Below are 3,275 nucleotides of genomic sequence, written 5' to 3' on the forward strand. Positions count from 1 at the left end.
TTCTGCGACGGGTGACTGGGTTTCCAGCATCTATCCCTCCAAAGTGTACGAATTGCCGACAACTGATATATCAATGTCTGCGTCTTAGCGTATGATCTAACTCACAGCCCGTCAATGGGGTTGGAGAATAATTTTTTAGCCGCATGATTCCGAGGCAGAATGAAGGTGAAGGGAGCCGCCAAGATGACAAGTACAACCGAGGTGCCCGTGGCCAGCGAGTCCATGGCGGAGCGGTCCTACCGAATTCTGCGCGACCGCCTGATCATGATGGACATCGCCCCCGGCGACCCGATCAACGAGGCGCTGCTCGCCACCGACCTCGGCATGGGGCGCACCCCCATCCGCGAGGCGCTGAAGCGCCTGGAAGTGGACCACCTGGTGATCTCCTACCCGCGCCGCGGGACCTTCGCCACCGGGGTGGACATCACCGAGCTGGCCGCCATCTCCGAAATGCGTCAGGTTCTGGAGCCGTTGGCCGCGCAGCGGGCGGCCGAGAATCGCGGCGGCGCCTTGCGCGAGGAGCTGACCCGCACGATGCAGGCGATCCGCCAGCTAGATCCATTGCGGGACCGGCGCCAGCTGATGGAATACGACCTGGAAGTGCACCGGCTCATTTATCGTGCCGCTCAGAACCACCACCTGGAGGAAACGCTGGTGCGCCTGGACAACCTCGCGACCCGGATCTGGTGCATGGTCCTGGACCGGTTGCCGGACATTCACGCTCACATTTCCGAACACGGCACGCTGATCGAGCTGATCCTGGACGGATGCGAAGAGCAGGCAGCCCAACTGGCCGCCGAACACGTGGTCAGCTTCGAACAGACGGTACGCGCCGTTCTCTAACCGCCGCCCTGCGGCCCGGGCTCGCAGGCTGCCCCGCGGCCGCCCGGCTAGAAGCGCAGAGCAAGTTGGCAGGCCAGATGAACGGTCAGGATCCTGCCGGTCTCCCGTGGGTCCCCACCGATCAGCGAGAAGATCTTGGTCAGTCGCTTATGCATGGTTTGCCGCTCCAGGTACAGCCGATTGGCCGCCAACGTGGAATTGCAGCCCGACCCCAGCCACACTTCCAGCGTCTTGAGCAGACTGCTGCCCCTGGCCTTGTCCGCCGCGATCAGCAGCCCCAGCTGCTCGTCAATAAACTCGTTGAGCGCCTGCGAATCGGTAAAACGCTTAAGCACTCGTTCCAACGCATAATCCGAAGCGTCGCGGACCTGCCCCTCGTTCGGGAAGGGGCTTGCCAGGGACTCGACCGTCAGCGCTTCGGCCAGCGACCAGCGGGCATGGGCAATTTTCGAAGCCAGCGGACCGACACAGCACTCGACGGACATGCCGCTCAACGCCTCGCGCAGCAGCTGCACCAGCTGGGTCCGCGCTCTGCGCGGATCGTGCGGGTCCAACTGGACCATGGCATAGAGACGATGGGCCTCCAAATAGGTGCGAATGGAGGGGAACCTCGAATGCAGGGTGTTTTCCAGCACCGAGCGCACGCGGGACATGTCAAAGCTCTGAAAGACCATGAGACAGCTCGGATGATTTTCCGGCACCTGCGCTTGTCGGGCCCGCTCGACAATGAAATGTGTGCCAGCCCCGCTGACAATGGCCCGCAACAGCGAGGTGTCGGCTATCTGCAGGCGTCCAGGACGGTAGTGCTGGGCAAAGGCCAGGCTGACAATGCTTCCAAGCCGCTGGGCCACCAATTCCAGTTGCTCCGGCGCGGTTCCGATTTTGCTGTAGAGCACCAGTCGCGCCGCCACGTCGGCCCCGACGAACAAGTCCGTGGCAACAGCGCCGGCCCCTTGCTCATCTTCCTGGCCCTCAGGCCCGGATTCCGCGATGACCTGTCCCGAAAGATCCTCCATCGTCGCCCGGACCCGCAGCGCGGAGGCGATCATCTCCAGCAGGGGTGTTAGGTTCGGCCCGGCCGAGGCAATATGCCTTGCGAGGCGTTGGGAGACTTCGTCGGCCTGTTGCAGGGTTGCGGCGTGTTCCGAGACGATCTGCCGGTTGATTTTCTCGGCCAACTCAACAAAGGGCACGGTGCCCGTAGCCGGAACAACGGCAACCCCAGCTCCTCGGCCCGCTGAATGAACTTCGCGGAGATGGTCGGTCCATCTGCGGGTGGCTCGATGACCAGGGCGGCCACCCCGCGCTGCACCAGTGACTGCAAGTATGCGTGCTGGGCTTCGATCCGCAACCCCAGCAGGGCCGCGCCGGTGGTCAGCAACAGTTCATCACCGTGCAGCAGGCCGCCGACTTGCACCACTTCGCTGGGATGCACCCAGCGCACCCTGGTGGTGGCGACCTGCTCGGCGCCGGCCAGGGCCAGGGGCTGGGCGCTCTGGAACAACTGGTCCCGCAGGATTTCCGTTAGTGCGACAAACATGTTTCCTCCTTCCGCGGCAGGAAGATCCACAGTGCCTGGCCTCGGCCGCAAGTGTCGGTCTGTCACCCCGAAGTCTCGAAACGGCAACAGTGTGAGTGTATCGCGGCTCACATTACTCTCCCTAGGCTTGAGGGCAACACATCGACGCAAGCCCTGGCCCATCCTCTTCCCGTCTCTTGGATCCCGCCCAATCTTGTGTCCGCGAAGCAGATTAGGAGCCATAGATGTCCGCTGTATTCCTAGAGAACCTGGACTCAGAAAGCTACGCCCAGTTCCTATCCCGCGAGGGTCGACTGTCATCATTCCCACCGGCGCCACCGAGCAGCACGGGCCACACCTGCCGCTGGGCGTGGATGCGATGCTTTCCCGGGCCATCGCCGCCGAAGTGGCCCGGCAGGTGGGCGCGCTGGTGGCGCCGGAGTTCTCCTACGGCTACAAGTCGCAGCCCCGTTCCGGGGGCGGGAACCACCGGCTTGGGACCACCAGCCTGGGAGCAGCCGCGCTGACCGGCATGATCGACGATGTGGTCTCGTCCTTCATCGACCAAGGGGCGTGTAACGTCATCGTGCTGAACGGGCACTTTGAGAACTACCAGTTCCTCTATGAGGGTCTGGACAACGCGGTCGCCCGGGCGGGCCGCCAGGGCTCGGGTTCCCGCGGGGTGCTGATGTCCTACTGGGATTTCGTGGACGAGCACACCCTGGCCCAGGTTTTCCCTGACGGTTTCCTGGGATGGGACATCGAGCACGGCGGTGTGCTGGAAACATCGCTCATGCTGTTGCTGCATCCGGAACTGGTTGACATGGATCGGGTAGTCGATCATCCACCCGCCGTCCTGACGCCCTACGACATTTTTCCCGAAGACCCGGGACGCACCCCGCCAGCGGATGCC

General features: G+C 63.3%; 4 protein-coding genes. 2 read left to right on the plus strand and 2 right to left on the minus strand.

Annotation, left to right across the window (positions count from 1 at the left end; translation table 11 throughout):
- Positions 1-183: 183 nt before the first annotated feature.
- Positions 184-843 (plus strand): GntR family transcriptional regulator, encoded by a 660-nt coding sequence (locus JCM19049_RS10235; protein ID WP_054821535.1) that lies wholly within the window; start codon positions 184-186, stop codon positions 841-843.
- A 47-nt stretch (positions 844-890) separates the two neighbouring features.
- On the opposite strand, the gene JCM19049_RS10240 is transcribed toward JCM19049_RS10235, so the two are convergent.
- Complete coding sequence (locus JCM19049_RS10240) at positions 891-2,021, minus strand: helix-turn-helix domain-containing protein (protein ID WP_279402930.1); 1,131 nt, start codon at positions 2,019-2,021, stop codon at positions 891-893.
- Positions 1,907-2,383, minus strand: a complete 477-nt coding sequence (locus tag JCM19049_RS20080; protein ID WP_279402931.1) for a PucR family transcriptional regulator ligand-binding domain-containing protein — start codon at positions 2,381-2,383, stop codon at positions 1,907-1,909. The genes JCM19049_RS10240 and JCM19049_RS20080 overlap by 115 nt, the downstream gene beginning before the upstream one ends.
- On the opposite strand from JCM19049_RS20080, the gene JCM19049_RS20085 reads away from it, so the two are divergent.
- Positions 2,382-3,275 (plus strand): creatininase (locus JCM19049_RS20085; protein ID WP_279402932.1); only part of this gene is annotated, 894 nt, incomplete at its 3' end. The two genes, JCM19049_RS20080 and JCM19049_RS20085, sit on opposite strands and share 2 nt — an antisense overlap.

This window comes from Arthrobacter sp. JCM 19049 (assembly GCF_001310435.1).

What these genes read in the sequence shown, in the direction of transcription:
- JCM19049_RS10235 (WP_054821535.1), top strand. Translation starts at nt 184, where the DNA reads ATGACAAGTACAACCGAGGTGCCCGTGGCCAGCGAGTCCATGGCGGAG.
- JCM19049_RS20080 (WP_279402931.1), bottom strand. Translation starts at nt 2,383, where the DNA reads ATGTTTGTCGCACTAACGGAAATCCTGCGGGACCAGTTGTTCCAGAGC.